The following is a 24,896-nucleotide window of genomic DNA, read 5'->3' on the forward strand; positions in this document are numbered from 1 at the left end:
CAACCTCGTACCGTCCCTAATTCTTAACAAATTGTTAATGGACGCGAGGCCGCATGGTCAATCGTTACTTAAACGTTAACAGGGTGAACCGTGCAACATGGTTAAAATGCAACAGAAATCGATGTTGGTTTAAGGCCGCCAAGGACCTCTAAACCGTTGCGAACGCCGCGATCACACCGAGCATCCTCTCCAGATCCTGTGGGCGGGAGAGGCGATGGTCGCCATCGCGGATGAGCGTCAGCACCACATCGTCGGCCGGCAGATGCTCCACCAGTTTCATCGCGTGGGCGTGGGGTACGTCCTTGTCCTGCATGCCCTGCAAGATGTGGACCGGGCAGCCAGTCTCGATCATGCCTGACAGCACCTGGTTCGCCCGGCCGTCCTCGATCAGCTTCCGCGTATAGATATTGGGGATAGGGCTGTAGGCAGACGGCTCCTCGAAAAAACCTTTCTCCGCCAAAGCCTGGCGCTCGACATCTTTCAGGTTTGGTTCGATCAGGTCGATCGTAAAGTCCGGTGCCGGGGCGATCAGCACCAGGCCCTTGATATCTGGCGCGCTCTTCCGGGCGCGCAACTCCTGGATCAGCCGTAGCGCGATCCAGCCGCCCATAGACGAGCCGACGATCACGAGGCGTTGCGGATTGGCGTGATCGACAACCGCCAGCGTTTCCTCCAGCCAACGCGAGATCGTGCCATCGCGAAATTCGCCGCCCGAGACGCCGTGACCGGAATAGTCGAACCGGATGCATCCAAGACCCAGCCGCTCGGCCAGCGCATCGACCTCGACTGCCTTGGAGCCCCCCATGTCGGAGCGATAGCCGGACAGCCAGAGAATTGTCGCTTGCTTTTCGGGGTTCGAGGTCTCGCGAAGTCGCATGGCAATCGGACGGGCACCATCGCCGCTGCCGACAGTGATTGTCTCGAGCGGAAGGGCATTTGCGGTTTCGGACATAGGCTGAGCTCCTGTTTGGCCGCTTTTAAAACAGATTCGCTTCCGGGCTGACAGGAGGTGATTTCTGCCATACACTGTGCTATTGACATCGCTGCCGCTTTGAGCACATTGCCGCCAACCGCGCCGACGGGAGCTTGGGGCCGCAAACACTTTAAACAATTCGTGGAGAATACGACCATTCGCAGACCTTTTAAAACCGACGCTCCCGTTAAGGACGGGCCGCGTTCAAACCGGGAAATTCGCATCCCGAAAGTCCAGCTCATCGGAGCGGACGGCGCAAACCTGGGCATAGTCCCCACAGACGAAGCAATGAAGATGGCGGAAGACTCAGGTCTCGACCTAGTGGAAATTTCCCCTAACGCAGAGCCGCCCGTCTGCAAGATTCTCGATCTCGGCAAGCTGAAATACGCCAACCAGAAGAAGGCGGCCGAAGCGCGCAAGAAGCAGAAGATCGTCGAAATCAAAGAAATCAAGATGCGTCCGAACATCGACACCCATGACTACGAGGTGAAGATGAAGGCCATGAGCCGCTTTTTCGATGAAGGCGACAAGGTCAAGGTGACCCTGAAGTTCCGCGGCCGCGAAATGGCCCACCAGGAACTCGGCATGAAGCTGTTGCAGCAGGTCAAGGTCGACACGATCGAGTTTGCCAAGGTCGAAGCCGAACCGAAGCTCGAAGGTCGCCAGATGATGATGGTGCTCGCGCCGAAGTAAGGTGCGGACCGTCACACTGGAAGTCGAAGCCGTCCGTCCGGGCGGCTTTTTCTTTTGTCAGGGCTGCGTTCGAAAGATTCAGCTGCGGCCCCGTTGCACTTTGGCGGGACTGCGGTTATAGGACCCCGTCCGAACTGACCGGCAGGGCATGCCGTGGCAGTTCAGAATGCTTGCAGAACGGTTCGTCACCGCACCTGCAGTTCAACAACCAAGCCACCCGCACTTTGTGCAAGCCCGGCATGCCGGACCTGCGAGAGGCGCCTTTTTCAAAAAGAGCGCGACCGGGGGCATAGAAGGAGTAGCAAAATGCCCAAGATGAAGACGAAGTCCTCTGCCAAGAAGCGGTTCAAGATCACCGCAACCGGCAAAGTGAAGGCCGCCGCTGCTGGCAAGCGCCACGGCATGATCAAGCGTAGCAACAAGTTCATTCGCGATGCACGCGGCACCATGGTTCTTTCCGAGCCAGATGGTCGCAAGGTCATCAAGAATTACTTGCCGAACGGTCGCTAAGACCCTTCGCCCGCTATTATTAAGGAGATCATGACATGGCACGTGTCAAAAGAGGCGTCACCTCGCACGCCAAGCATAAGAAGGTTCTGAAGCAGGCCAAGGGTTTCTACGGCCGCCGCAAGAACACCATCCGCGCCGCCAAGGCAGCGGTCGATCGTTCCAAGCAGTACGCTTACCGCGACCGCAAGGTAAACAAGCGCAATTTCCGCGCCCTCTGGATCCAGCGTATCAACGCTGCCGTCCGCGAGCACGGCCTGACCTACGGCCGCTTCATCGACGGCCTCACCAAGGCTGGCATCGAAGTCGACCGCAAGGTTCTGTCTGACATGGCGATCCATGAAGTCGAAGCATTCGGCGCCCTGGTTGCTGCCTCGAAGAAGGCGCTGGACTATCTGAAGGATGCCGGCACGAAGAACGAATTCGAAGCGGTCGTTAAGTAACGGCGCGACGAACCCTTTGTGTTCCAGGTTTGAAACCCGCGCCGGCAAGCTGGCGCGGGTTTCGCGTTTTCGTCACCCCGTTTTTTCATCAACCCAGTCTCTGAGCGGCGCGCCAGGCCCGCAAGACAGGATCGCAAAGTGGAAGACCAGCAAGATTACCTGCGTTCTCTACCGGATCTGACCGCCAGCGACATCGAGACGCTGCTTGCGGTGCTGGTTTCTGGCAAGAAGCGCGTTCAGCGGGTCGTCCTGTCTCAGCGGACTGTCTGGATCAAGCGCTACGGCACGGAGAAGCCGACATGGTGGCGTCACCTGCAGGCTTTTGTTTCACGATTGATCCCCGTCGATTACCTCAGGCCCTCACCCTATCTGACACCACGAGAGATGGCAGAGCGCGAACAGCGGCGCATCCGGTTGTTTGCTGCCAGCGGCATCGCCGCTCCCCAGATCCTCTATGCCTCCAGAAGCGCCATCGTGCTGACCCATGTCGGCGAGACGGTGCAGGCGCGCCTGCGCAAGTCGGACGACGATACGGTCCGCGACGGGCTGCTGGTTGCCTGCGCCGAGGAACTTGGGCGTCTCCATGCCGCCGGTCTCTGCCATGGAAGGCCTTACCCGCGCGACATGTTCTTTGCCGGCGACAGGCTCGGTTTCATGGATTTCGAGGAGGAGCCGCAAAGCGTCATGCCGCTGCCGGTTGCCCAGGCGCGCGACATATGGCTGCTGTTTCTGCAGATCGCCAGCACGGCCCGGCGCGGTACCGACACCTTCGACGCTGCCTACAACGCGTGGTCGGCGCGGGCGCCAGCGGCAGCGATTGCCGAATTGCGACGCATGACGGGCTTCCTCGGGCATTTTTTGTCCTTTGCCCGGTTGATTGGCCGCGTCCGCATGGGTAGTGATCTGCGGCGCTTCATTGTCGCCACGAGCTATCTGGCGACGGTGCCGTCCGATAGTCGCTCCAGCACGACCCACGAAGAACGCCCGCAAGGCAGGACACCATGACCGAACTCGATACATTGCAACAGCAGCTGCTTTCCGACGTCCATGCCGCATCCGACGAGGCGGCCATCGAAGCCGTCCGGCTTTCAGCGCTCGGCAAGAAGGGCTCGGTCTCGGAACTGCTGAAGACGCTGGGCGGAATGTCGCCGGAGGAACGCCAGACGCGCGGTGCCGCCATCAATGCGTTGAAAACCGTTGTGACCGAGGCCATCGTCAGCCGCAAGGCAGAGCTGAAGGACGCCGCGATCACGGAGAAGCTCAAGGCGGAGACAGTCGATGTCAGCCTGCCGGTGCGCTCCTCGCCGGCCGAGCGCGGTCGAATCCATCCAATCAGCCAGATCGTCGACGAGATCACGGCCATCTTCGGCGACATGGGCTTCTCGATTGCCGAAGGTCCCGACGTAGAGACCGATCACTACAATTTCACGGCGCTGAATTTCCCGGAAGGCCACCCGGCCCGCGAAATGCATGACACGTTCTTCTTCCAGCCGGACGAGAACGGCGAGCGGAAGGTGCTGCGCACCCACACCTCGCCGGTGCAGATCCGCACCATGGAAGCCCAGAAGCCGCCGATCCGCATCATCATTCCCGGCAAGACCTACCGCCAGGACTCGGATGCCACCCATTCGCCGATGTTCCATCAGGTCGAAGGCCTGGTGGTCGACAAAAAGGCGAATGTCGGCAACATGCGCTGGGTTCTGGAAGAGTTCTGCAAGGCCTTCTTCGAGGTCGACAGCGTCACCATGCGCTTCCGCCCGTCCTTCTTTCCCTTCACCGAGCCGTCCTTCGAGGTCGACATCCAGTGCGACCGCTCCGGCCCGAGCGTCAAGTTCGGCGAAGGCACCGACTGGATGGAGATTTTGGGCTGCGGCATGGTCCATCCGAACGTGCTGCGCCACGGTGGGCTCGATCCGGACGAATATCAGGGCTTTGCCTGGGGTATGGGCCTCGACCGTATCGCCATGCTGAAATACGGCATGCCGGACCTGCGCGATTTCTTCAACGCCGACGTCCGCTGGATCTCCCACTACGGCTTCCGCCCCCTCGACATGCCGACGCTGTTTGGGGGCTTGAGCGTTTAAATGCCAACCCTGCTGGTCTGGCATGGATACGAGTTCCGGTTCTATGCGCTGGATATGGGCGAACCTCCCCATACTCACGTCGTGAAGTAGGGGAAGTCGTTGAAGGTCTGGCTGGAAAGCGTGGCGGTTGCGCGGAATGTTGGTTACAATGAGCGGGATGTTGACCGCCTTCTTGCGGCGATTGCAGAACACAGGGATCAATGGATCGAGGCGTGCGTCGAATGACTTCTTTGGAGTTTGAAACCGAGGATATGCGCCCCATCAAAGCCTGGTGCTCTGCGGATGAGGTCCATGTAACGTTGGCAGACGGCCGTACCATTTCGGCTCCGCTCTGGTGGTATCCGTTTCTTCTTGATCTCGATCAATCCGCGCTCAACGATATCGAGTTGATGTATGAGGGCGTCTGGTGGCCGGAAGTGGACGAGGGCATCTCTGTCCAGAGCATGTTCCGTGGCGTCAAGGCACCGGGGGCGAAGGCTCCGCAGAAGGTGGCCTGAGTGACGGAACAACGGCCCACCTATTACTTCGTCACGGACGTCGAGACGAACGGTCCGGATCCTTTGCGTCATTCGATGTTGAGTTTCGCGACAGTTGCGTTGCGTTCTGATGGGGTCGCGTGCGGTGAGTTCGAGGCGGTTCTGATGCCCCGCGTGGATCGAGGAACGGATGAGCGGACCATGGCCTGGTGGGGGACGCAACCGGAGGCATGGGAGGCGGCAACTGCTGATCCAGAAGATCCAGCGGCTGTTATGGTGCGGTTCGTGGAATGGATTGAAGGCTTTGCCGGAGAGCGCGCATTCGCTGCGCGCCCGCTCATGTTCGATGGTCTCTGGATCGACCACTATTTGAGGACATTTGCTGACCGTTTTCTGCTGGATGTCCCCTATTGGGGCCAATGCGTTTTTAACGCGGGACCACTGGATATCGGGACTTATCTTTTGGGTGTATTTGGCAAAACTCAGCCTCAGTCGGGTGCAGACAAATTTCCCGATGACTTGCTTGGTCATCATCCGCATACCCACAAGGCTATCGATGACGCACGCGGTTATGCGTCACTCCTTTCGAAACTATTTGATGTGGCTCGGGGTCTGCCAGAAAACCCGCTCGATTTTATAAGGGTGCAACAATGAAATTCACGCTCTCCTGGCTGAAAGATCACCTCGACACCGAGGCGACGCTTGATGAGATCTGTACGCGCCTGACCGAGATCGGGCTTGAAGTCGATGCTGTCGATGACAAGGCGGCGTTCAAGCCGTTCGTTATCGCCAAGGTGCTGTCGGCTGAAAAGCATCCGCAGGCCGACCGGCTGAAGGTGCTGATGGTCGATACCGGCGCGGACAAGCCCGTGCAGGTCGTCTGTGGCGCGCCGAATGCTCGGGCTGGGATGATCGGCGCCTTCGCCCCCGCCGGTACCTATGTGCCCGGCATCGATGTGACGCTGACGGTTGGCAATATCCGTGGTGTTGAAAGCCATGGCATGATGTGCTCCGAGAAGGAGCTGCAGATTTCCGACAATCATGACGGTATTATCGACTTGGCAGCAGATGCACCGGTCGGTTCGAGCTATGCCACTTACGCCGGCCTTGACGATGCCATGATCGACGTCAACCTGACGCCGAACCGGCCGGATTGCACCTCGATCTACGGCATTGCCCGCGATCTCGCCGCTTCCGGCCTCGGCACGCTGAAGACCCGCGCGGCGCCTGCGTTCCCCATCGAGGGCGAAACGCCGGTCAAGGTGACGCTCGATCTCGATGACCCCAGGCTTTGCCCCGGCTTCGCGCTCCGCCTGGTGCGTGGCGTGAAGAACGGCCCGAGCCCGGCCTGGATGCAGCAGCGGCTGATGGCGATCGGCCTCAGGCCGATCAGCGCGCTGGTCGATATCACCAATTACATGACCTTTGACCAAGGCCGTCCCATGCACGTTTTCGACGCTGCCAAGGTCAAGGGCGACCTGACCGTGCGCCGTGCCCGCGACGGAGAATCCGTCCTCGCGCTGGATACCCGAGAATACAAGCTTTCCGGCAACAATGTCGTCATCGCTGACGACAACGGTATCGAGTCCATCGGTGGCATCATGGGCGGCGAGCACTCGGGCTGCGACGAGAACACCACCGACGTGCTGATCGAATCCGCACTGTGGGATGCCATGAACATCGCCAAGTCCGGCCGCGGCCTCGGCATCATCACCGATGCCCGTTATCGTTTCGAGCGCGGCGTCGATCCCGAATACATGCTGCCGGGTCTCGAGCGCACCACGGAACTGGTGCTGGAGATCTGCGGCGGCACTGCTGCCAAGGCCAATGTCGTCGGCTACACGCCCTACGAGCCCAAGATCGTCGAGTTCCCCTTCGCCGAAATCAAGAGGCTGACCGGGCTTGAGGTCTCCACCACCGAGAGCACCGAAATCCTGACGCGCCTTGGCTTCAAGGTCTCGGGCTCCGGCGAGCGCGTCTCGGTTGCCGTCCCCTCCTGGCGCCCGGATGTCGATGGCAAGGCTGATCTCGTCGAAGAGGTCATGCGTATCCACGGCGTCGATAATATCAAGCCGACGCCTCTCGAAAGCCATGCCGCCGTCAACGGCAAGATCCTGACGACGCTGCAGATTCGCACCCGCACCGCTAAGCGTGCGCTGGCCTCGCGCGGCATGCTGGAAGCGGTCATGTGGTCGTTCATCTCGACGGACCAGGCTAAGCTGTTCGGCGGCGGATCCGATACCCTCAGGCTCGCGAACCCTATCGCCGCCGATATGTCCGATATGCGCCCGTCGCTGCTGCCGGGCCTGCTGAGCGCTGCCCAGAGAAATGCCGACAAGGGCTACGGCGACGTCGCGCTGTTCGAAGTTTCCGGCACCTACGAGAACGACCGGCCGGAAGGCCAGCGGCGTGTCGCCGGCGGCATTCGCCGGGGCACGGCGACGCTTTCAGGCGCCGGTCGCCTCTGGTCCAACGCCACCAAGGGCGGTGGCAAGCCGGTCGATGTGTTCGATGCCAAGGCCGATGCCCTGGCCGTCATCGAGGCTTGCGGGCTGCCGATGGGCAATATCCAGATCGAGCATGGCGGGCCGGATTGGTATCACCCGGGTCGCTCAGGTACCATCAAGATGGGCCCAAAGGTCGTGCTCGGCTATTTCGGCGAGTTCCATCCGAAGACGCTGGAGGCACTCGATGTGTCTGGCGCTCTCTGTGGCTTCGAGGTGTTCCTCGACGTCATGCCCGAGCCGAAGCGCAAGCCAACGCGGACCAAGCCGGCGCTCGAGCTTTCGCCCTTGCAGGTGGTCAAGCGTGACTTCGCATTTGTCGTCGACAAGACGGTGGAAGCTGGAGCGATCATCCGGGCGGCATCCGGCGCAGATCGCAAGCTGGTAACGTCGGTCAACGTCTTCGACGTGTTCGAAGGGGCTTCGCTCGGCGATGGCAAGAAATCCGTTGCCATCGAAGTGCAGATTCAGCCGGCTGAGCGCACGTTGACCGATCAGGATTTCGACGCGCTGACCCAGAAGATCGTCGCCAACGTCACCAAGACGACCGGTGGCGTCTTGCGCGGCTGATACAGTCAACCCGCAAGCGCCTCACCCGCCAGCACGTTCTGACGGCGGGTGAGGGCACGTTTGGTGCATTGCATCATATTTTTGCGATGCACCAAACCTCGACCCCTTGTCCATGAGCGCATTTGCGCATAGCGAGGAATGGTGCTGGCCATCACGGCCGCTCGAGGGCAGCGAAGTGTCGAAGCGCAGTTTTTCCTTCCCCAGTGCCGAGATTCGCGCAAAGGCGATCGGTGAGATCCATTCGAGGCCCTATACGCTGCTCGCACTTCCGCGCGTCGTCTTCCAGATTGCCTTCCTGACGGAAGCAAATTTCACTGCCGACCACGCAATCCTCACGGATCTGTCGCTAGGGCAGGGTGTTCCGGCTCCGGCTGCCGATTCCAGCCATCATACGATGACCTGGGGTGGCGGCACGTTGCGCTGGGAGCGTCATACGGAATTCTCGACCTATTTCTGGGACACCCCGGCTCCCGCGAAATTCGGCGGCGATATCCCGATCAATCCCTTTGGATCCCGCTTTGTAGCGCCCGGTCCGTTCATCTCCGGTGTCCGCATCGAGATCCGGCCTGCCACAGAGGTATCGGTTGATGTGATCGAGAATTTCGACCTGACCAGTCTCTGTCAGAGCACCGTGGCGGACGGCAAGGCGACGATCGTGACCGACTTCCGCCAAGATGGTGATGGCCTCACCAAGTTCCTGATCCTCGACCGCGGTATGACGGATGCCGCCCGTGGCATGCTCACTCAGCGTATTCTCGATATCGAGACCTATCGCACGCTGGCGATGATGGGTTTGCCGCTTGCGCAGACCCTTTCCCCCGAGATCCGCCAGATCGAGAACAGCTTCACCGCCATCACCCAGGGCATGAAGCAGCACGCGCGTGACGAAGCCGATGCGATGCTCGCCGAGATCACCCGCCTTGCTGCCGAACTGGAGGCAAATGCGGCGCTGAGCCTCTATCGATTCGGCGCCAGCCGCGCCTATTACGACATCGTCCTTGATCGTGTCGCCATGCTGGCGGAGAAGGGATTGCCCGGCAACGAGACGCTCGGTGCTTTCCTGCAGCGGCGCCTGGCGCCGGCCATGCGAACATGCCAGTCCGTTGAAGTGCGGCAGGCCAACCTCTCGAGCAAACTGGCGCGCGCCAGCGGCCTGCTGCGCAGCTGGATCGACGTCGACCTGCAGAAGTTCAACACCGAAATTCTGGCATCGATGGACAAGCGGGCGCATCTGCAGCTGCGCTTGCAGCAAACGGTGGAAGGCCTGTCGGTAGCTGCCATTTCCTATTATGTCATCGGCCTGGTCGGCTATCTCGCCAAGGTCATCCACGCCATCGGTCTCAATATTTCGTCCGATACGCTGACGGGTGCCTCGGTGCCGTTCGTGATTGTCGGCGTCTGGCTTACGGTCCGGCGCATCCGGAGCCGGCATAGCGATGATCCCGTGCGTGCATCAGACAAACCCCGCTCCATCAACTAAAGACGCTCATTCTGGCGTTACTGCAGGAGCTGAATTTTCGATGCCGATGACCGGATCCGCAATGGAAAAGGCGGCGTCTGCTCTCGCTGACGTCGCCTCGTTGTATCGCGCTTTTCCATTGTATGCAGCGAACTGCTTCAGTGTTGTTTTTGCATCCGGCTCTTGATCTCGTCGATACGCTTGGACGCCTCTGCCTTGGAGAGCTCTTCGGAAAAAGCATCCGGCTCGTGCGCCTGTTCCGTCAACGTTTTCAAATAGGACTTCTGGGCACCGGTCATCGGTTCGTCGCCGGTGACCCAGTCGTCCGGATCCTTTTCCGTGTTGGAGGAAGGGTCCGGATCGGTCTTTGGATTGTGCTCGTCTATCATTGCTAGCCTCCTTGTTTGTTCTCTTAACGTTCTTGAGGAGGCCAGGTTCCGTCAGCGCTTTGCATTCCAGGCCGCAGGTTTGCCATAGCGCGCCCCGGCGATCTTGTCCGGCGACAGCATGTCATCCAGTCTCGTCACGTCTTCGGCCGTCAGCACGACGTCGGCCGCAGCAGTGTTCTGCTCCAGATGGGTAATCTTGCGGGCGCCGGGAATGGGCACGATGAAATCGCCCTTGGCCAGAACCCAGGCGAGCGCCAGCTGCGCGGCAGTGGCTCCCTTTTCAGCTGCCATCTCCTCCACGAGCTTCACGAGCGCCAAGTTGGCAGCCATGTTCTCGGCTTCGAAGCGTGGCAGGTTCTTGCGGAAGTCGCCTTCCCCGAACTCGGAGGTGTTTTGGATCTTGCCTGTCAGGAAGCCGCGTCCAAGCGGGCTGAACGGTACGAAACCGATGTTAAGTTCGCGGCACGTATCGAGGATCTCGCCTTCGGGATCGCGGGTCCAGAGCGAATACTCGCTCTGTAGCGCCGAGACCGGCTGCACGGCATGGGCGCGGCGAATGTGCTCAGCGCTCGCTTCCGAGAGGCCGAAAGCGCGGACCTTGCCGGCTTTGATGAGATCGGCCACGGCACCGGCAGTGTCTTCGATCGGCACTTCCGGGTCGGGGCGGTGCTGGTAGAACAGATCGATCACCTCGACGCCGAGCCGCTTCAACGAGGCCTCCGCCACCTCGCGCACATGCTCCGGCCGGCTGTCGAGCCCGGACATGGCCTGCGAATCCGTCTTGGCCGGATCGATCTTGAAGCCGAATTTGGTGGCGATAGTCACCTTGTCGCGGACGCTCTTCAGGCCCTTGCCGACCAGGATCTCGTTGGCGAAGGGGCCATAGACCTCGGCCGTGTCGAAAAAGGTGACGCCGATCTCGACGGCGCGATGCAGGGTGCGGATGGCATCCTGCTCGTCCTGGCCACCATAGGCGTGGCTCATTCCCATGCAGCCGAGGCCGATGGCCGAGACGGTGAGTTCTGTTCCGAGTTTGCGGGTCTTCATGAAATCTCTCCTTGGGAACGGTCAGCCCTGCAGGCGACGCAATACACCCAAGAGATAGGGCGCGGGAAAGCTTTTGAATATGGGTGCAAATTGCAATGCACTGTTCTATCATTTCGATCAATGAACAGAACACAGCTCTCGCAACTGGCGGTCTTTGCCTCCGTGGCCGCCCATCGCAGCTTTCGTGACGCCGCCAAGGAGTTGGCGATCGCGCCGTCGGCTGTTAGCCATGCCATATCCAGCCTGGAGGCGAGCCTCGGCGTCCGCCTGCTGGCCCGCACCACCCGCAGCGTCGCGCCGACGGAGGAGGGGCAACGCCTGCTGGAACGCCTGCGCCCGGCGCTCGACGAGATCGGTATTGCGCTGGAGGCGGCCATCGACGCGCGCGACCGGCCCGCCGGCAACCTGCGCATCACCGCGCCCCGGTTCGCCTCGGACATCCTGCTTGGACCCCGCATCGGCGATTTCCTCAATGCCTATCCCGATATCACGCTGGAAATCGCCAACGAGGATGGCTTCATCGACATCGTCGACCAGGGCTATGACGCGGGCATCCGGATGGAGGAAAGCCTCGATGCCGACATGATCGCTGTGCGCATCTCGCCTGAGATGCGCACAGTCATCGCCGCCTCGCCCGGTTATTTCGCAAAGCATCCGATCCCCGTCCATCCCCGCGACCTCGTCGCACACCGCTGCATCAAGCGCCGCTTTTCGAACGGCTCGATCTATCGCTGGGAGTTCGACAAGGACGGAGAGGCTCTGGTGGTCGCGGTCGACGGGCCGCTCATCGTCGGTGAGGATAGGCTTGCGCTACTGGCAGCGCTCAGCGGCGCCGGTCTAGCCTATCTCTTCAACATCCGCGTCGAGGACGAGGTGGCCGGCGGGCGGCTGGTCAGAGTGCTGGAGGACTGGTGCCAGCCCTATCCCGGTCCCTTCCTTTATTACCCGAGCCGCCGGCAACTGCGTCCGGCGTTGCGCGCCTTCATCGATTTCTTCAAGGTCGGCGGCTGAGATGCAGCATTTCGGGTGGCCGGCATGAAAATGCCGCTTACCCTGGCGGGGAGGAGAGCGGCATGAGAAAACCGGCATCTATGCGCGGGCTGGAAGACCTGGGGCGGGTGCGGCTGTCCGAAAACTTCTTCCTTCGCGATTTCCTGTATTCCGAAATAGACAGCCTTTACGGCATCCCCAATATCCCTGATGACCCCGCCCTTGCCATCGCGGCCGGCAGTCGGCTTTGCGCCGACCTGCTGGAGCCCCTGCAAGCGACCTTCGGAAGGCTGCATCTTCGCTCAGGCTACCGCTCGCAGGCGCTTAACCGGTTCGGAAACGACAACAATCTGAACTGCGCTCGCAATGACGCCGCCGGCCATGTCTGGGACCTCAGGGATTCCAATGGCTATATGGGCGCGACGGCCTGCGTCGTCGTCCCCTGGGTGTGGGATCGCTATCAGGCACCGGGCGACTGGCAAAAGCTGGCATGGTGGATCCAAGACCATCTGCCATACGCCTCCTTGCAATTTTTCCCGAAGCTCTGGGCCGTCAACATTTCTTGGCATGAGCGCCCGAAGCGATCGATCAACAGCTATGCCGAGCCGCGCGGCATCCTGACCCGGGAAGGTATGGCCAACTGGTTGGACGATCATTCGCGGTCGTATGACGGCTTTCCGCGGATCAGAGTGTGATGCGATAGCGTATGTGGCCGTCGCTCTGGACGAAGCGGTCGTATAGCTTGCGCGCAGTGCTGTTGGTCTCGTCCGTGTGCCAGTAGAGCCGCGTCCAGCCGCTGGCTTTGGAAAGTGCCACGAGGTCGTCGAGCAGTGCCTGACCTACGCCCCTGCCACGCACTTCCGCGTCGACGAACAGGTCTTCGAGGTAGCAATCGAGACCTGAGGTCCACGTACCTTCGTGGGTCAGGCAAAGGGCGAAGCCCATCACCACGTCATCGACAACGGCCACTCGCATGAAGATCGCCGACGCCGGGTCGAAAACCCGGCGCCAAGTGAGATCGGTGATGTCGTCCGAGATGCCAACGCCATAGAAAGCGAGGTAGTCGGCCCAGAGTGCGCGCCAGCGGACCTCGTCTTCAGGCCTGGCTTCTCGGATCGTCACCGTCATTTCGTCGTCCTCGTTATGCGCCTGCCTTGTCGAGCAGGGCCATCGCCTCAGGCGACAATGTCAGCTGCGCAGACTTCACCAAAGCCTCCAGCTGCGCAAGGCTGGTCGCTGAAGCAATCGGCGCCGTCACGGCCTTTTTCTGCTGCAGCCAGGCGAGCGAAATCTCCGCGGGGGTTGCCCCTGTCTCCTTGGCGACGGTATCGAGCGCCGACAGGATTCGAAGTCCCTTGTCGTCCAGATACTTTGCTACCCTGTCCTGGCGTGCCTTGCCCTCGGTGTCGGCTTTGCTGCGGTATTTGCCGGAGAGGAAGCCCGACGCCAGGCTGAAATAGGTGATGACGCCAATGTCTTCACGCATGCAGAGGTCGGCAAGCGGGCCTTCGAAACTCCCGCGATCATAGAGATTGTATTCCGGCTGCAGCACGTCGTAGCGCTGGACGCCGGCCTTTTCTGCAGCATCCAGCGAGGCCTGCAATTGCGCCGCGTCGAGATTGGAGCAGCCGACCGCGCGGATCTTGCCCTGCTGGCGCAGCTTGGCATAGGCACCCAGAGTTTCCTCGTACGGCGTCTCCGGGTCGGCCCAATGGGATAGATAGAGGTCGATGTAGTCGGTCTGCAGCCGCCTCAGCGAATCTTCCACCGCCTTCAGGATGTAGCTTTCCTTCAGGCCCTTTTTGCCGGGGCCCATTTCTGAGCCCACCTTGGTGATGATGATCGCCTTGTCGCGCGCCACATGCCCCTGTTTCAGCCACTTGCCGATGATCTCTTCAGAATCGCCACCTTTGTTGGTGGGCACCCAGCGCGAATAGACGTCGGCCGTATCGATGGTGTTGAAGCCGGCGCCGAAGAAGGCGTCGAGAATGTCGAAGGACGTCTTCTCATCGGCAGTCCAGCCGAAGACATTGCCGCCGAAGACGATTGGCGAAATTGAAAGTCCTGTTTTACCGAGTGGGCGCATCTGCATGCCGCTCTCCTGAATGAAGTGGGACGCTGAAAAATTGGCGCAGCGCTAAGCCGCCCTGCCTATGTAGGGCCTGGACGTCGCTAAGGAAACCGGACGTCGGTGAATTGCCCCGCCGCCGTTGCGCGCTACCTCAACGCTGCCTATGATCAGGCGAAAGAGGATGAGGAGATATCGATGTTGCGTTTTGGAATTCTGTCGACGGCCAAGATCGGTCGCGAACTCGTGGTGCCGGCCATTCAGGATGCGGAAAACTGCGTAGTCACCGCCGTTGCCAGCCGCGAGCTCGCTCGCGCTCGAGAAATGGCGGACCGCTTCTCCATTCCGCACGCCTTCGGCTCCTACGAGGAGATGCTCGCCTCCGACAAGATTGACGCCGTCTACATTCCGCTTCCGACATCGCAGCATGTCGAGTGGTCGATCAAGGCCGCCGATGCAGGCAAGCACGTGCTCTGCGAAAAGCCGATCGCCCTCAAGGCTGCCGAGATCGACAGCCTGATTGCTGCCCGTGATCGCAACAAGGTGCTGGTGAGCGAAGCTTACATGGTGGTGTATACGCCGGTCTGGAAGAAGGTGAGGGAACTGCTTGCCGAGGGCGCCATCGGCCGCCTGCGGCATGTGCAGGGCGCTTTCACCTATTTTAATCGCGATGCCGGCAACATGCGAAACATTCCAGCACTCGGCGGCGGCGGCCTCCCTGATATCGGCGTCTACCCGTCGATCACCACACGCTTTGCCACGGGCAAGGAGCCGCAGCGCATCCAGGCGGTCACCGAGCGCGATCCCGAGTTCGGCACTGACATGTACTCCAGCGTCAAGGCCGATTTCGGCGACTTCGAGATGAGCTTCTACATCTCGACGCAGATGGCCAGCCGGCAGATCATGGTCTTCCACGGCACGGACGGCTTCATCGAGGTGAAATCGCCGTTCAATGCTGACCGCTACGGCGCTGAAGAGGTCGAGCTTGCCAACCGCAGCCACGGGCAGTCGCAGATCTTCCGCTTCCCCGACAGCCGCCAGTACAAGCTGGAGGCGGAGGCCTTCGCCGATGCTGCTACCGGTGGGGCTTCAGAGGTGGTGACGCTGGAAAGCTCGAAGAAGAACCAAGCGATGATCGACGCGATCTACCGCGCCAGCGAAAAAGACGGCTGGGAAACAGTCTGATCCATCGATAAAACTCAGCGGCGGAAGACGAAGCGGGAATAGCCGAAAAAGCTGAACGCCGTCGCCGCCGCCGAGGCCATTACCAAGGCAAAGGTCGGACGCAGGATCGGGATGGTGATCAGCAGCCCGGAATAGATGCCGTAATTGATCAGCGCCGAAACAACTCCCACCGAGCCGTACCTAAACCCCTCGACGGCCAGCGACTGGCTGGATTTTTCGAAGGTAAAGCTGTGGTTGAAGAACCAGGTCGCCAGCATCGCCGACGGAATGCTGATGGCACGGGCGCCAAAAGGCCCAATCGGGGTGAAATGCAGGAGCAGCATCAGCAGGCCACCATCGACGACGAAGCCGATACTGCCGGCGATGGCAAACCAAAACAGTTTTTTCATGCTGCACCGCTGCAGCTGAAATCGGGTGCCGGGCGAGGGTTGGTGATATCGGTGGTCAACGGCTGGAGCATCGGCTTGGTCGCTCATTCATAACGTCGTTGGTGCGGTGGCCGATACAAAGCGTCTCGGCAACCAGTGTCTCCCCTGACCATCCCACCAATTTGTCAATATTTCCTGACGGATGATGGCCGGCAACTTTACGCTTTCTTGAGGCTGGAACGGTAGTTTCGTCTCTGCAGCAAGTAAGGGTACGGGATCACGACATGACTGGTGTGACGGATATGCGGCCGATCGAAGGCATCGACGGAAAAACAGCAACCGCGTCGCTCTGGTCGAGCGCCTGGTTCGTGATGCTGGCCTACAGTCTGGTGGTTATTCTCGTCCTGCTGTTCCTCAACCGCAATGCCGTCGATTATATCGGTGCCGACAACGACGATGCCATGCGCCTCGTCGAAGTCCGCGACCTGCTTGGCGGCCAGGGCTGGTTCGACATGATGCAATACCGGCTAGGCCTCGACGGTGGGACGCTGATGCACTGGTCCCGCTTCATAGACTTGCCGATTGCGAGCCTGATCGTTTTATTCCGTCTGTTTGTATCCCCGGAGCGGGCAGAGGTGCTCGCCGTCACTGTCTGGCCGTTGTTCCTTGTGTTGCCGTTCATGGGCAGCATGGCGCTTCTCGGGCGTCGGCTGGGCGGACTGCCAGGCCTGCACGTCACGCTCGTCCAGACCGCATTTTTGATCATCACCTCCGTTCGCTACCTGCCGGGGTCGATCGATCACGACAACGTCCAACTTGGCCTTGTCGCACTGATCGTCGCCATGCTGGTCGACGAGCGGTTTCGAGCCTCGAGCTTCGCCATTGCTGCGCTGGCCTCGGCCCTCGCCATCGGCATAGGCGCCGAAACGACGCCTTTCGTTGCCGTCGCCTGCATCGTGGTCGCAACGCTCTGGGCCTGGGAGGGAAAAGTTTTCGCACCGGCCGCCGCAGCCTTTGCGCTGACCTTGACCGTCGCCATCAGCGCTGCGTTCTTTGCAACGGTGCCACCGCATTTCTATTCCATGGTCACCTGCGACAATCTTTCGCTCGGCTTTTACGGCATCACTGCTGTCGGCGGGGTGGGTCTGCTGCTCTCAGCGCTGTTTGCCAGCCACCTGCCACGCCAGGCACGGTTTGCAGTTTTGGTTGCAAACGGTGTTGCCGTGGCAGTCGCCACAGTGCTGCTTGCCCCGCAGTGCCTAGGTAACCCGCTGGGTGGCCTCGATCCGATGCTGGTCGAACTCTGGCTCAACAGCGTCAGCGAGGCGCAGTCCATCGTGACGCTCAGCGTTACAGAACCGACAGCGCTTGGCGCGTTCTACGCCGTCGGCCTGCTCGCAATCGCGGTCTGCGTCCTCAGGATTGTCCGCCATGAGAGGCCGCAACTGCACGCTGTTTTGCTGGCGCTGCTCGCGGTCAACTGGATCATTGCGCTGGTGCAGGTGCGCGGCGCAGTCTTTGCCAACCTGCTCGCCATTCCGCCGCTGACGCTTTTCGTCCTCGACCTCAGGCGTGTTTCCAATGCCGATTCCGAGGACATTCGCGCAGCATTCTTTTACGTGGTCGGAGTGTTGATCTCGGTACCTGCGGTCTGGGCGGTCGGCGGTGGCCTTGCCGATAGCAATGTCGGCAATATCTTCTCGAAGACGCCGGCCATTGCAGATGTCGCAGCCGACCAGAGCAAATGCTCCTCGAAGGACGCCCTCGCTCCGCTCGCAGCGCTCGATCCGGGCGTGGTCGTCGCGGCCTCCAACCTGGGCTCACCGATCCTGCGCTTTACGCGGCATCGTACGCTGTCGGGCCCATACCATCGGGACGCCGATGGTATGCTGGCGGAAATGAAGATCGGCCTTGCCACGCCGAAGGATGCGCAGGCCCTGTTGCAGCAGGCCGGTGTGACGCTGCTTGCCTATTGCGCAATTGATCCGCAAGTCGAAAAGCTCTCGCAGCGGAGCCCTGACGGCCTCTATGCGCAACTAGCAAAGGGTAACGTGCCTGCCTATCTGGAGCCACTCTCGGTAAAACAGGGTCCGGACATAAAGTTCTTTCGCGTCAGGCAGCCCTGAATTCCGGTTTTCCGATGGCGTCGGCCAACCTAGGCGACGCGGGGCTTCTGCAGCAGGAGAAGCAGGGCAACCTGCCCTGCAAAGGCTGAATTGAAGCCTGCAATCGCCAGCAACAATGAAACAAGGGAAGCTCCTGCCGGAGACAGCAATGCCGCGGCAGCGAAGGCGACACCTATCAAGGCGGCCGAAAGCACTATGCTTGCAACGGACCGTGTCAGGGACACGGCAACGCCGATTGCCAAGGCAACCACGAAGACCATCTGGGAAACTCCTGTAGAAGATAGTCCCGGATATACCCGGATCTCACTAAGAAACACTGAAACAGCTCGTTCAAAGTGTTTGCAACGGCTGAAAACTGCGTCGTTCTATAACAGGACAAGCCCAATCTTCTGATCTTGTTAATGGCTTGCCGGATGGCTGAAAACTGCGGGTGAAGGCGGTCGGATGGCTGATCTTGGCGCACAGTTGCGCTAAAAGAATGCATGAGCAGCTTATTCGAAAATGATTCGCCATCGAACCTCGCGGAATATTCGGTCTCCGAATTGTCCGGCTCGATCAAGCGTACGGTCGAAAATGCCTTCGACCAGGTGCGGGTTCGCGGCGAGATCTCCGGCTATCGCGGTCCACATTCTTCCGGGCACGCCTATTTTTCGCTGAAGGACGACCGTTCACGCATAGACGCGGTCATCTGGAAGGGAAGCTTCTCCAAACTCAAGTTCCGCCCGGAAGAGGGTATGGAAGTCATTGCCACCGGCAAGGTCACCACCTTCCCCGGATCCTCGAAATACCAGATCGTCATCGAGACCCTGGAGCCGGCCGGCGCCGGCGCCCTGATGGCGTTGATCGAGGAACGCAAGCGCAAGCTTGGCGCCGAAGGCCTGTTCGACGCCGATCGCAAGAAGCCGCTGCCCTTCATGCCGAAGGTGATCGGCGTCGTCACCTCGCCAACCGGTGCCGTCATCCGCGATATTCTGCACCGCATCGCCGATCGCTTTCCGGTGCATGTGCTCGTCTGGCCAGTCAAGGTCCAGGGCGAGGGATCCGGGTCGGAAGTCGCCAACGCCATCCGTGGGTTCAATGCGTTCGAACGCGGCGGAGCGATGCCGCGTCCGGATGTGTTGATCGTTGCGCGGGGCGGAGGGAGCCTCGAGGATCTCTGGAGTTTCAACGACGAGATCGTCGTGCGTGCTGCAGCCGAGAGCACCATCCCGCTGGTCTCTGCCGTCGGCCACGAGACCGATTGGACGCTGATCGATTATGCGGCCGATGTGCGCGCGCCGACCCCGACAGGCGCTGCCGAGATGGCCGTGCCGGTGAAAGCCGACCTTGAGGCGCAGGCAGCAGGCCTTTCCGCCCGTCTGCAGACAGGCATCCGTCGCCATATGGATCATCACGGCCAGTCGGTGCGGGCGCTGGTGCGCGCCCTTCCGTCGCTCGATCAACTGCTGGCATTGCCGCGTCGCCGCTTCGACGAGACGGCCGCAGGCCTTGGACGCGGTCTCGAACTGAATACCCTCAACAAGCGCCGCAGTTTCGAGCGCGCTGCCGCTCACTTGCGCCCCGAGGTGCTGTCGACCCGGATTGCCGAGAAGCGTCAGAAACTCAACGAGCGGATGGTGCGCGCCGAGCGTCGCGTCGAGCGCCTGCTCCTCGACGGCCACAAGCGTATTTCCAACGCCGATGTTGCGATGCGCGGCGTGCCCGCGCGGTTGACCGCCCAGACCCGCAGCTTTCGCGACCGCCTGGCCAATCTCGGCCGGCATTCCGATACTGCCATCTTGCACAGGCTCAGCATGGCCAAGGGTGCCATCTCTGCGCAGGACCGCATGCTGCAGTCGCTGTCCTACAAGAATGTCCTGAAGCGCGGCTATGCTGTCGTGCGCGATGAGGAGGATCGCCCGCTCTCGTCGGCAGCGCTGATCTCGGCCGGCCAGGCGATCTCGCTGGAGTTTGCAGACGGCCGTGTGGCTGCCACCGCAGGGGAGGGGATGGATACGATGCCGCCGCCCGCCGCGCCTGTTCCTCCGACGAAGAAGCGCGCCGCAAAACCGGCGGCGATACCTGCCGATGGTGAGAAACAGGGTACCTTGTTCTGAGATTTGCGTCGCTACTCCACAGCGGCCCTTTCGAAATGCGCGAGATAGCGAGCAAGAAGTCCGTCCAGCGCTGCAAACTCCTCCGCGCTAAGGCATGCGATGATCCTCTGCTGGTTCGCCACATGCGCCGTCACGGCATCCTCGATCACCGACAGTCCCTTGTCCGTTAGGCCTATCAGCACGCTTCGGCCGTCCTGCGGGTTGGAAAGGCGGGCGACAAGGCCCTGCTTCTCCAGTTGGTCGATGCGGTTTGTCATGGTTCCTGACGTCACCATGGTGGCGGCGATCAGATCGCCCGGAGAAAGACGATAGGGTGCACCAGCTCTCCGGAGCGTCGCCATAACGTCGAAGCTCGCGGGTGACAGGCCATGTTCGGCAAGGGTCGTCTCGACCTCGCGCATGAGATGGCTGTGAAGGCGACCGAGACGCCCCAGCAGGCCCATGGCCGCGGTGTCCAGATCCGGCCGCTCTCGGCTCCACTGTTCCAGAATTCTATCGACATGATCCATGCAGCCACTATGGCAAAATTTATCTTGACGTCAAGATTTATGGATCTATCTTGAAGTCAAGATAAATAGAGATATGCCGTGTCCCGCCTCCGCGATATTGGCCTGACGGCGCTTGCTCCCGCCATCTGGGGTTCGACCTACATCGTCACGACGCAACTGCTGCCGGCAGGAGTGCCGCTGACGGTAGCGACGCTGCGTGCCTTGCCGGCAGGGCTTCTGCTGCTGGTAATGGTGAGGGAATTGCCGCAGGGCGCATGGTGGTGGAAAAGCCTCGTGCTCGGTCTGCTCAATTTCTCGCTGTTCTGGGCTTTTCTCTTCGTCTCCGCCTACCGCTTGCCCGGCGGCGTGGCCGCGACCGTGGGAGCGGTGCAGCCATTGATCGTCATCGGCCTCTCGCGCCTCGTCATGGGCACCTCGGTGCGCCCAATTGCCATCGTGGCCGGCATGGCGGGACTTTGCGGCGTCGCACTGCTGGTGCTGCGGCCGGGTGCGTCGCTCGATCCTATCGGCATCGCTGCGGGACTTGCCGGCGCTCTCTCAATGGCTTTCGGCACGGTCCTCAGTCGCCACTGGAAGCCGCCTGTATCACCGCTGACCTTCACGGCCTGGCAACTCACAGCTGGCGGTCTGATGCTGGCACCTGCGGCACTTCTGCTGGAGCCGGGTTTGCCGCCGCTGACGATCGCAAATCTTGCCGGGTTTCTCTATCTCGGGCTGGTCGGCGCGGCCTTCACTTATATCCTGTGGTTTCGCGGCCTCCGCCTCATCGGCGCGCCGGCGGCATCAGCGCTAGGCTTCCTGAGCCCTCTCGTGGCAGTCCTTCTCGGCTGGAGCCTGCTGGGACAAGCACTCGATGCGGTGCAACTGGCCGGTGTTGCCGTCGTGCTGGCCAGCGTCTGGGCAAGCCAGCGCGCGTCTCGTGCCCAAGGGCCGAAATGACGCGCGCAACGCTCTTAAATCAGGCCCATTCGCCCTTGCGCATCACAGGTACGCGCGTGCCGTCCGGCTTTACCCCGTCGATGTCTACCTTGTCCGAGCCGATCATCCAGTCGATGTGGATCAGGCTGGAATTTCCGCCCTGCGCCTTGACCTGTTCCTGCGTCAGCGACGCGCCGTCGAGGAAGCATTTCGAGTAGCACTGGCCAAGCGCGATATGGCAGGATGCGTTCTCGTCGAACAGCGTGTTGTAGAACAGGATGCCGCTGGCGGAAATCGGCGACGAATGCGGCACCAGTGCCACTTCACCCAGCCGTCGCGCGCCGTCGTCGGTGTCGAGCACCTTGTTGAGCACTTCCTCGCCACGACTGGCCTTGGCCTCGACGATCCGGCCCGCTTCGAATTTCACCCGGATATCGTCGATCAGCGTGCCGCCATGCGACAGCGGCTTGGTGCTCGAGACGTAGCCGTCCACTCGCAGGGCATGCGGCGTGGTGAAAACCTCTTCCGTCGGGATGTTCGGGTTGCAGGTCACGCCGTTCTTCGCCGTCGAGGCGCCGCCATGCCACTCATGGTCGTCGGCAAGACCGATGGTGACATCGGTGCCCGGGCCAACGAAATGCAGGCTTTCAAAGCGCTGGTCATTCAGCCAGCTGGAGCGGACGCGCAGGTTGGTATTGTGCTCCGCCCAGGCGGCAATCGGATCCTCGACATCGACGCGCGAGGCGGCAAAGATCGCCCTGGCGAGCTTGGCAACCGCAATCGGCTCGGGGTCGTTGGGGAATACCAGTCGTGCCCAGGATGGGTTCGGGTAGGAAACGATGTTCCAGTTGATGTCGAAATTGGAGATCTTCTCGAGCGCCGGCTTGTATGCCGTCGAATTGGCGCGGTTCGCACGGGCTACCTTGGCCGGATCCTGGCCGGAAAGCAGCATCGGGTTGTCGCCGGAGACGGCGAGCCGGGCAGCACCGTTGGCAAAGGCATTGGCCATGCCGTCATAAAGCCAGCCTGCGGCGCGGTCGAAGCTTTCGTCGCTGCCGTTTTCATAGCGGGCAAGGGTTGCTTCCTCGTCGGCATAGAAGGAGGTCACCAGCCCGGCGCCGGCGATATAGGCGTGCCGGGTAATACGGCGGACCAGCGGCATGGCGGCGACCGGCGCGGTGATGACCAGATCCTGGCCCTTCTGCAGCTGCAATCCGACCTTGATGGCCACTTCGGCAAGCTTGTCGAGCTTGACGGGATCAATGGTGTGGGCGCTCTGGGAAACGGATGTCATGGGAACCTGCCTGCTGGGAAATGCGAAGGCAGAAGACTTAAACCCCATTGCGGCGAAAATGAAGCTTGCTGGCTGCCAAATCGCCAGCGGTATCGGCAGAAAAAAATCAGGCGACCAGCGGCACGGCAACGGCTTTCAAAACCGCCAGAGCATCCTTCGGATCGAGCCGAACTTGCAGGCCGCGTTGTCCGCCGTTCATGAAAACATAGGCCTCGTCCATGGCACTGACTTCGATGGCCGTCGGCACGAGCTTTTTTTGGCCGAAAGGGCTGATCCCGCCAACGTGGTAGCCGGTCAGCCGCTCGGCATCGACAGGCTTCATCATATGGGCCGGCTTGCCGCCGAAGGCAGCGGCCAGCTTCTTCATGCTGACTTCGTGATCCGAGGGTACGACAACGCAAACCGGCTTGCCATCGACTTCCGCCATCAGCGTCTTCAGAACCCGATGCGGCTCCTCACCCAAGGCTTCCGCCGCCTGCAGTCCGATACGCTCGGCGTTCGGGTCGTAGTCGTAAACATGGGTAGTGAAAGCGATCTTTGCCTGGCTAAGGACCTGCGTCGCCCGGGTGGTTTTTGACATGGATCAAACCTTGAAAAGGGCGTCGTATTCGCCAGGCCTGAATCCCACCAGCAATTTACCCTCAGCTTCCAGCACCGGCCGCTTGATCATCGAGGGCTGGGCCAGCATCAGCGCAATGGCTTTTTCGGCGTCGAGACCGGTCCTGTCGGCCTCGTCGAGCTTGCGAAAGGTGGTACCGGCGCGGTTGAGCAACGTCTCCCAGCCGGCTTGCCCGATCCAGCCTTGCAGATGTTCGCGGTCGATGCCTTCGGCCTTGTAGTCATGGAAACGGTACGGGATGCCGTGGGCGTCCAGCCAGCTGCGCGCCTTCTTCATCGTGTCGCAGTTCTTGATACCGTAGATCGTGACGCTCACGCTCAGTCCTCCAATGTGCCGGGCTTGCGAACGACGCTGCTCGGGGCGTCGCAGCCGATCTTCATGAGGTCTGCGCCGCGCCGCACCAGGCGGTCGGAGACGCGGGTGACGATCAGTCCGCCCTGCGGCGCGACGATATCCAGCGTACTGTCGGGCATGCCGGGTGCAGTGATGATCGTCGCCAGAAGGTCTCCCTTTTCAACGCGCTCGCCGATATTGCGGTGGAAGAGCACCGTGCCGGCGACAGGGGTTCGGATCATTTCGATATTGTCGAGCGGAACGGCCGGCCCGGTAAAGGCGGAAAGACGGACATCGTCGTCGCGGACGATGCCGCGGGCTGCAAGGAAATTCCACAGGCCATCGGCATCTTTTCTCGCCATCTCGGGATAGACGTCTCGGGTACCGCGCAGCTCGACGGTCACCGACAGTTTCCCTGGGAGCCGCTGCTTCTTTTCGCCCGGCACCTCGTATTTCCAGGCATAGCTCACCGCCTCCTCGAAGGCGGAGCTTTCCCCGTCGGACAAAAGCACCGCCTCCATCTCGAGCGCTGCGGCAAGGTCGGAAGACTCCGGCCAGAAGGCGCTGTCGATATAGGCGTATTGCAGCGATTCATCATCGCAATGGAGATCGATGACCAGATCTGCGCCGAGCGCCATGTGGATCAGCTGGCGCTTCAGCCGCACCACGGCCGGCAGGCGGTCGAGGTTTTCCAGCAACTTGTCGCGGTCGCCAAGTGCGATCAGCGGAAAGTCACGGTTGAAATTGGTGCGCGAGCCGAGCTCGAAGCGGCCTTCCATGCCGCCGAACAGCGATTGGGCAGCACCGATGGGATTGGCATGCGGGACGACGACGATGTCGCTCTGGATGCCGCCGCTGGCCTCCGCCGCCCGCAGTTTCTCGCAGAGAAAATGCAACAGCGCGGTTCCCGGCAATTCGCCGGCATGCAGCGCCGCCTGGATATAGACCTTTGGCGCAGAAGCATCGGAGCCGGCAAAATGCAGCACCGGCAGCTTCCAGGCGATGCCCGGCGTATCGCCCTCGATGACGATCTCGGTAACGTCCATAGATGCGGCTCCCTGGCTGATGACGAGAGGTTCAATAGCAAGCAGGCTCCCCCGCCGACAAGCGCTTTCGGTATGAATCGGGCAGGCAGCTGAGGTGGTGCTGCTAAACTGGAGTAAATATGAGCGCACAACTCTTGTTTTTATCCCGACGGAATGGTTATACCGCGCTGACAATCTCACATTGCCGCAAGGCCAAGAG

28 protein-coding genes are annotated in these 24,896 nt (G+C 60.9%); 16 read left to right on the forward strand and 12 right to left on the reverse strand.

The window, feature by feature from the left end:
* Positions 1-148: 148 nt before the first annotated feature.
* The gene (locus EQW76_RS06510; RefSeq protein WP_142823636.1) at positions 149-952 is read right to left on the reverse strand and encodes an alpha/beta hydrolase; all 804 of its coding nucleotides are present in this window, start codon (positions 950-952) and stop codon (positions 149-151) included.
* 177 nt (positions 953-1,129) lie between these two features.
* On the opposite strand from EQW76_RS06510, the gene infC reads away from it, so the two are divergent.
* The 10 genes from infC (at position 1,130) to EQW76_RS06560 (ending at position 9,730) form a co-directional block, all read left to right on the forward strand.
* Entirely contained in the window at positions 1,130-1,666 is a 537-nt protein-coding gene (infC, locus tag EQW76_RS06515; protein WP_202617140.1) for a translation initiation factor IF-3, read from the forward strand.
* Between the two features lie 306 nt (positions 1,667-1,972).
* Positions 1,973-2,176, forward strand: coding sequence for a 50S ribosomal protein L35 (gene rpmI / locus EQW76_RS06520; RefSeq protein WP_111216101.1), 204 nt, complete (start codon positions 1,973-1,975; stop codon positions 2,174-2,176).
* Positions 2,177-2,211: 35 nt separating this feature from the next.
* Positions 2,212-2,616, forward strand: a complete 405-nt coding sequence (gene rplT, locus EQW76_RS06525; RefSeq protein WP_111216103.1) for a 50S ribosomal protein L20 — start codon at positions 2,212-2,214, stop codon at positions 2,614-2,616.
* Positions 2,617-2,754: 138 nt separating this feature from the next.
* The gene (locus tag EQW76_RS06530) at positions 2,755-3,621 is read left to right on the forward strand and encodes a serine/threonine protein phosphatase (RefSeq protein WP_142823637.1); all 867 of its coding nucleotides are present in this window, start codon (positions 2,755-2,757) and stop codon (positions 3,619-3,621) included.
* Positions 3,618-4,700: a phenylalanine--tRNA ligase subunit alpha gene (gene pheS / locus EQW76_RS06535; protein ID WP_142823638.1), complete on the forward strand. Its 1,083-nt coding sequence runs from the start codon at positions 3,618-3,620 to the stop codon at positions 4,698-4,700. The genes EQW76_RS06530 and pheS overlap by 4 nt, the downstream gene beginning before the upstream one ends.
* Positions 4,701-4,799: 99 nt before the next feature.
* Positions 4,800-4,925, forward strand: a complete 126-nt coding sequence (locus EQW76_RS30135) for a hypothetical protein (RefSeq protein ID WP_257625652.1) — start codon at positions 4,800-4,802, stop codon at positions 4,923-4,925.
* 26 nt (positions 4,926-4,951) lie between these two features.
* Positions 4,952-5,197: a DUF2442 domain-containing protein gene (locus EQW76_RS06545; protein WP_142823639.1), complete on the forward strand. Its 246-nt coding sequence runs from the start codon at positions 4,952-4,954 to the stop codon at positions 5,195-5,197.
* Complete coding sequence (locus EQW76_RS06550; RefSeq protein WP_142823640.1) at positions 5,198-5,830, forward strand: 3'-5' exoribonuclease; 633 nt, start codon at positions 5,198-5,200, stop codon at positions 5,828-5,830. It begins immediately after the preceding gene.
* The gene (pheT, locus tag EQW76_RS06555) at positions 5,827-8,250 is read left to right on the forward strand and encodes a phenylalanine--tRNA ligase subunit beta (protein ID WP_142823641.1); all 2,424 of its coding nucleotides are present in this window, start codon (positions 5,827-5,829) and stop codon (positions 8,248-8,250) included. The genes EQW76_RS06550 and pheT overlap by 4 nt, the downstream gene beginning before the upstream one ends.
* Before the next feature lie 175 nt (positions 8,251-8,425).
* A complete protein-coding gene (locus EQW76_RS06560) occupies positions 8,426-9,730 on the forward strand; it encodes a DUF3422 family protein (RefSeq protein WP_142824422.1) in 1,305 nt (434 codons plus the stop codon).
* 137 nt (positions 9,731-9,867) lie between these two features.
* On the opposite strand, the gene EQW76_RS06565 is transcribed toward EQW76_RS06560, so the two are convergent.
* Both EQW76_RS06565 and EQW76_RS06570 read right to left on the reverse strand, forming a co-directional pair.
* Positions 9,868-10,098, reverse strand: a complete 231-nt coding sequence (locus EQW76_RS06565; protein ID WP_142823642.1) for a DUF3072 domain-containing protein — start codon at positions 10,096-10,098, stop codon at positions 9,868-9,870.
* 51 nt (positions 10,099-10,149) lie between these two features.
* Positions 10,150-11,145 carry an aldo/keto reductase gene (locus tag EQW76_RS06570; protein WP_142823643.1) on the reverse strand — a complete coding sequence of 332 codons (996 nt, stop codon included), beginning with the start codon at positions 11,143-11,145 and terminating at the stop codon, positions 10,150-10,152.
* A 120-nt stretch (positions 11,146-11,265) separates the two neighbouring features.
* Between EQW76_RS06570 and EQW76_RS06575 the strand changes: the two genes are divergently transcribed.
* The gene (locus tag EQW76_RS06575) at positions 11,266-12,156 is read left to right on the forward strand and encodes a LysR family transcriptional regulator (protein WP_142823644.1); all 891 of its coding nucleotides are present in this window, start codon (positions 11,266-11,268) and stop codon (positions 12,154-12,156) included.
* 62 nt (positions 12,157-12,218) lie between these two features.
* The gene (locus EQW76_RS06580; protein WP_142823645.1) at positions 12,219-12,830 is read left to right on the forward strand and encodes a hypothetical protein; all 612 of its coding nucleotides are present in this window, start codon (positions 12,219-12,221) and stop codon (positions 12,828-12,830) included.
* Here EQW76_RS06580 and EQW76_RS06585 read toward each other — a convergent pair.
* Both EQW76_RS06585 and EQW76_RS06590 read right to left on the reverse strand, forming a co-directional pair.
* The gene (locus EQW76_RS06585) at positions 12,820-13,263 is read right to left on the reverse strand and encodes a GNAT family N-acetyltransferase (protein WP_142823646.1); all 444 of its coding nucleotides are present in this window, start codon (positions 13,261-13,263) and stop codon (positions 12,820-12,822) included. The genes EQW76_RS06580 and EQW76_RS06585 overlap by 11 nt on opposite strands.
* Before the next feature lie 13 nt (positions 13,264-13,276).
* Positions 13,277-14,227, reverse strand: a complete 951-nt coding sequence (locus EQW76_RS06590; protein WP_142823647.1) for an aldo/keto reductase — start codon at positions 14,225-14,227, stop codon at positions 13,277-13,279.
* A gap of 174 nt (positions 14,228-14,401) precedes the next feature.
* Here EQW76_RS06590 and EQW76_RS06595 point away from each other — a divergent pair, with 174 nt between their 5' ends.
* Complete coding sequence (locus tag EQW76_RS06595) at positions 14,402-15,388, forward strand: Gfo/Idh/MocA family oxidoreductase (RefSeq protein WP_142823648.1); 987 nt, start codon at positions 14,402-14,404, stop codon at positions 15,386-15,388.
* Positions 15,389-15,402: 14 nt separating this feature from the next.
* On the opposite strand, the gene EQW76_RS06600 is transcribed toward EQW76_RS06595, so the two are convergent.
* On the reverse strand, positions 15,403-15,777 hold the full coding sequence (locus tag EQW76_RS06600) for a GtrA family protein (RefSeq protein ID WP_142823649.1): 375 nt from the start codon (positions 15,775-15,777) through the stop codon (positions 15,403-15,405).
* Between the two features lie 263 nt (positions 15,778-16,040).
* Between EQW76_RS06600 and EQW76_RS06605 the strand changes: the two genes are divergently transcribed.
* Positions 16,041-17,882, forward strand: a complete 1,842-nt coding sequence (locus EQW76_RS06605; protein WP_142823650.1) for a hypothetical protein — start codon at positions 16,041-16,043, stop codon at positions 17,880-17,882.
* A 29-nt stretch (positions 17,883-17,911) separates the two neighbouring features.
* On the opposite strand, the gene EQW76_RS06610 is transcribed toward EQW76_RS06605, so the two are convergent.
* On the reverse strand, positions 17,912-18,142 hold the full coding sequence (locus EQW76_RS06610; RefSeq protein ID WP_111216129.1) for a hypothetical protein: 231 nt from the start codon (positions 18,140-18,142) through the stop codon (positions 17,912-17,914).
* Positions 18,143-18,364: 222 nt separating this feature from the next.
* On the opposite strand from EQW76_RS06610, the gene xseA reads away from it, so the two are divergent.
* On the forward strand, positions 18,365-19,978 hold the full coding sequence (gene xseA / locus EQW76_RS06615; RefSeq protein ID WP_142823651.1) for an exodeoxyribonuclease VII large subunit: 1,614 nt from the start codon (positions 18,365-18,367) through the stop codon (positions 19,976-19,978).
* Between the two features lie 11 nt (positions 19,979-19,989).
* Here xseA and EQW76_RS06620 read toward each other — a convergent pair whose 3' ends face one another.
* Entirely contained in the window at positions 19,990-20,487 is a 498-nt protein-coding gene (locus tag EQW76_RS06620) for a MarR family transcriptional regulator (protein WP_142823652.1), read from the reverse strand.
* A 78-nt stretch (positions 20,488-20,565) separates the two neighbouring features.
* On the opposite strand from EQW76_RS06620, the gene EQW76_RS06625 reads away from it, so the two are divergent.
* Positions 20,566-21,426 (forward strand): EamA family transporter, encoded by an 861-nt coding sequence (locus EQW76_RS06625; protein WP_142823653.1) that lies wholly within the window; start codon positions 20,566-20,568, stop codon positions 21,424-21,426.
* A gap of 19 nt (positions 21,427-21,445) precedes the next feature.
* Here the strand turns inward: EQW76_RS06625 and EQW76_RS06630 are convergent, their stop codons facing one another.
* The 4 genes from EQW76_RS06630 to EQW76_RS06645 form a co-directional block, all read right to left on the reverse strand.
* Positions 21,446-22,699: an aminopeptidase gene (locus tag EQW76_RS06630; protein ID WP_142823654.1), complete on the reverse strand. Its 1,254-nt coding sequence runs from the start codon at positions 22,697-22,699 to the stop codon at positions 21,446-21,448.
* Between the two features lie 106 nt (positions 22,700-22,805).
* On the reverse strand, positions 22,806-23,279 hold the full coding sequence (ybaK, locus tag EQW76_RS06635) for a Cys-tRNA(Pro) deacylase (RefSeq protein ID WP_142823655.1): 474 nt from the start codon (positions 23,277-23,279) through the stop codon (positions 22,806-22,808).
* Between the two features lie 3 nt (positions 23,280-23,282).
* On the reverse strand, positions 23,283-23,633 hold the full coding sequence (locus EQW76_RS06640; protein WP_142823656.1) for an ArsC family reductase: 351 nt from the start codon (positions 23,631-23,633) through the stop codon (positions 23,283-23,285).
* 2 nt (positions 23,634-23,635) lie between these two features.
* Entirely contained in the window at positions 23,636-24,697 is a 1,062-nt protein-coding gene (locus EQW76_RS06645) for a succinylglutamate desuccinylase/aspartoacylase family protein (RefSeq protein WP_142823657.1), read from the reverse strand.
* Positions 24,698-24,896 lie beyond the last annotated feature (199 nt).

The organism is Rhizobium sp. rho-13.1 (genome assembly GCF_007000305.1).
In the GTDB taxonomy this organism is placed as follows: domain Bacteria; phylum Pseudomonadota; class Alphaproteobacteria; order Rhizobiales; family Rhizobiaceae; genus Rhizobium; species Rhizobium rhododendri.

Coding starts and splice junctions, on each gene's coding strand:
- EQW76_RS06510 (WP_142823636.1), bottom strand. CDS start 952: ATGTCCGAAACCGCAAATGCCCTTCCGCTCGAGACAATCACTGTCGGC.
- rpmI (WP_111216101.1), top strand. CDS start 1,973: ATGCCCAAGATGAAGACGAAGTCCTCTGCCAAGAAGCGGTTCAAGATC.
- rplT (WP_111216103.1), top strand. CDS start 2,212: ATGGCACGTGTCAAAAGAGGCGTCACCTCGCACGCCAAGCATAAGAAG.
- pheS (WP_142823638.1), top strand. CDS start 3,618: ATGACCGAACTCGATACATTGCAACAGCAGCTGCTTTCCGACGTCCAT.
- EQW76_RS06545 (WP_142823639.1), top strand. CDS start 4,952: ATGCGCCCCATCAAAGCCTGGTGCTCTGCGGATGAGGTCCATGTAACG.
- pheT (WP_142823641.1), top strand. CDS start 5,827: ATGAAATTCACGCTCTCCTGGCTGAAAGATCACCTCGACACCGAGGCG.
- EQW76_RS06565 (WP_142823642.1), bottom strand. CDS start 10,098: ATGATAGACGAGCACAATCCAAAGACCGATCCGGACCCTTCCTCCAAC.
- EQW76_RS06570 (WP_142823643.1), bottom strand. CDS start 11,145: ATGAAGACCCGCAAACTCGGAACAGAACTCACCGTCTCGGCCATCGGC.
- EQW76_RS06575 (WP_142823644.1), top strand. CDS start 11,266: ATGAACAGAACACAGCTCTCGCAACTGGCGGTCTTTGCCTCCGTGGCC.
- EQW76_RS06580 (WP_142823645.1), top strand. CDS start 12,219: ATGAGAAAACCGGCATCTATGCGCGGGCTGGAAGACCTGGGGCGGGTG.
- EQW76_RS06585 (WP_142823646.1), bottom strand. CDS start 13,263: ATGACGGTGACGATCCGAGAAGCCAGGCCTGAAGACGAGGTCCGCTGG.
- EQW76_RS06590 (WP_142823647.1), bottom strand. CDS start 14,227: ATGCAGATGCGCCCACTCGGTAAAACAGGACTTTCAATTTCGCCAATC.
- EQW76_RS06595 (WP_142823648.1), top strand. CDS start 14,402: ATGTTGCGTTTTGGAATTCTGTCGACGGCCAAGATCGGTCGCGAACTC.
- EQW76_RS06600 (WP_142823649.1), bottom strand. CDS start 15,777: ATGAAAAAACTGTTTTGGTTTGCCATCGCCGGCAGTATCGGCTTCGTC.
- EQW76_RS06605 (WP_142823650.1), top strand. CDS start 16,041: ATGACTGGTGTGACGGATATGCGGCCGATCGAAGGCATCGACGGAAAA.
- EQW76_RS06610 (WP_111216129.1), bottom strand. CDS start 18,142: ATGGTCTTCGTGGTTGCCTTGGCAATCGGCGTTGCCGTGTCCCTGACA.
- xseA (WP_142823651.1), top strand. CDS start 18,365: ATGAGCAGCTTATTCGAAAATGATTCGCCATCGAACCTCGCGGAATAT.
- EQW76_RS06620 (WP_142823652.1), bottom strand. CDS start 20,487: ATGGATCATGTCGATAGAATTCTGGAACAGTGGAGCCGAGAGCGGCCG.
- EQW76_RS06630 (WP_142823654.1), bottom strand. CDS start 22,699: ATGACATCCGTTTCCCAGAGCGCCCACACCATTGATCCCGTCAAGCTC.
- ybaK (WP_142823655.1), bottom strand. CDS start 23,279: ATGTCAAAAACCACCCGGGCGACGCAGGTCCTTAGCCAGGCAAAGATC.
- EQW76_RS06645 (WP_142823657.1), bottom strand. CDS start 24,697: ATGGACGTTACCGAGATCGTCATCGAGGGCGATACGCCGGGCATCGCC.